This is a genomic window from Photobacterium sanguinicancri (assembly GCF_002265265.1).
Taxonomy (GTDB): Bacteria; Pseudomonadota; Gammaproteobacteria; order Enterobacterales; family Vibrionaceae; genus Photobacterium; species Photobacterium sanguinicancri.
The window spans coordinates 1-2,159 of the sequence record NZ_NOIF01000326.1 but is presented as its reverse complement, the minus strand read 5'-3'; the positions used below and the strand labels follow the sequence as shown (position 1 = coordinate 2,159).

Sequence of the window (2,159 nt, the reverse complement as noted above, 5' to 3'; positions counted from 1 at the left end):
TGCAAAATGAAGTTATGCGTTTACGCACTTCATATCAATATCTGCTCGTTGTTTTTCGCCGCTTATTTTAGGCGTTAGAATTATAAGGAAACTATGGTGCATATTTGTAAGAGTTGCATTGAGATTGATGCAGTACAACGAGAGATTGAGAAACTAAGCGTAGGTAAAAAAGTTTGTGATTACTGTAATTCAACTAATCTCGTTGCTCCGAAAGACAGCATCTTTTCATTCATAGAGAATAATTTTTTTGAATCACTTGTCCATATTGATGAATGCAGTGCTCAAGAGCGCGCCTCTTTTTGGGGAGGTAGTGATGATCTCTATGTTAAGGAAATCTGGGAAATCATTAACGATCTAGAATTGAATAACGAACTCTTAGAAGAAGACTTAACTAAGTACTTAACACAAGGTCTTTCCATTCACGATAACCTTTTTACATTAGATGACGGGACATTAGAAAATAATTCCTATCAAGATAAATGGATTAACTTCATTGATTCCATCTCGCATGGTAAGCGATTTTTTAATGTCGAAGTCAGCCAGTTTTTAGATGACTTATTTTCTGTATTACATACAGAAAATCATGTTAATGAGGCTATATGTACGGTATTAGAGCCAGAAGTTTCATTGTATCGTGCACGTATCGCAAATACTAAACTCGAACGTGAGAACATCATAAGTGACCCATCAAGACAGTTAGGTGCTGTACCAGCCTATTTAGCCAGTGACCAACGAATGACACCAAGTGGCATATCAGCATTCTATGCGTCATCTGATCGAGATACATGCTTTAGTGAGGTTCGCGCTATTACTGGTGATTTGGTAATTTCTGGAGAGTTTACTGTTAACCGTCCACTGAAATTCTTAGATTTACGAAAGCTTGAAGAGATAAGCAAAAATGAATATCACCCTTTTGAACCAAGTTATGCAAAAAATTCACATAAAAGTGCTTTTTTAAAGAAACTAATGTTTCTTTTATCAAAGCCTGCCTCGAAGAGGCGAAACTCTAGTTACCTAGAAACTCAAGTAATATTTGAATATCTAAGAGTCAATTTTGGTGACGACATTTCAGGCTTGGTGTTTTCATCGGTACAAACAGGTCTAGAGGGACTTAATGTGGTCTTATTCCCTGAAAAGTCGAGCGTCAGTCTCTATACGTACCATGAGGGGCAATCAATAGAGTTTAGCGAGTCGCATTATCCTGAGCTTGGCTATTACGCATATTCTAAAAGCTCGACTAATGAAGCTCAAATAAAAGAGCATAAATCTGATTTATCATTTGTAAGTAATAGCTTGGAATTACACTATATCGAAGCAGTGAAGACCGTTGCAAAAAAACAACATATATTCATAAATCACGGTGAATTATAATTCTAACAAAGCGTTTAAGGCAGATTCGCAACGCTCGGCATTTTCGGTTTGCTTTGGTTTTAGTGTTTACGGCACAATGGTTTAAGCTTGGTGGTCAGCGTTGCTCACTACTTAACGCGGCGTTACCCGACTTGGTTGAGTTCTTTTTGCTTACTTAGCTCCGCTGTTGTTGTGAGTCGGTCAATTCCAGATAAATCCGTATGCAGTTAGAATCGTTCGTCGGTCATAGCGGCTTCTTATTTTTAAACATCTCAACGACTTACGTGAATGTTCGCTGATAACCGCATCAACTTCTTTATTGGGCTTTAACCATGGTTCGGCCGTGGCGGTTGCGACTCCGCGTACTCACCAGTTCTTAAACTTCTCAGCTATTGCCGCGCCATCATCGAGGAATGCCGCTTTCAATATTGTGGTCGGTGCGTTAGCAGGGAAGTGGTTACATTTTGGTGGTTACCGAAAGGAATATAATTGTGGGCGTTGTTCGCGGCTTTAGTTTGGGCTGCCTTTTAATCAATATTGGCGAGCGTTTCTAGTTAATCTTTTCTAGATAAACCATAGTGCTAACATCATCGTAGCCGCTATTTTGTGGGTAAACGCGCAGTAATTTTCGTGGTTATAGTTTTGAATTTGTCTGCCTTGAGTTGGGTGTTTGTCGCGCTTAATAAGCGCCGTTTTTAATTGCATTTCATCATGGCAGGCAAGCTGCTTTAGCCAAGTCAAACGGCCGGGTAACAAAGGCATTAAGGTGACGCTTAACACTCGGCGGTTTTGGTTTGAAGTGTATTTGG

General features: G+C 39.5%; 2 protein-coding genes. One reads left to right on the top strand and one right to left on the bottom strand.

The window, feature by feature from the left end; translation table 11 throughout:
* Window positions 1–93: 93 nt before the first annotated feature.
* Entirely contained in the window at window positions 94–1,371 is a 1,278-nt protein-coding gene (locus ASV53_RS23690; RefSeq protein ID WP_094958955.1) for an RES family NAD+ phosphorylase, read from the top strand.
* 543 nt (window positions 1,372–1,914) lie between these two features.
* Here ASV53_RS23690 and ASV53_RS25650 read toward each other — a convergent pair.
* Window positions 1,915–2,159 (bottom strand): hypothetical protein (locus tag ASV53_RS25650; RefSeq protein ID WP_205049231.1); only part of this gene is annotated, 245 nt, incomplete at its 5' end.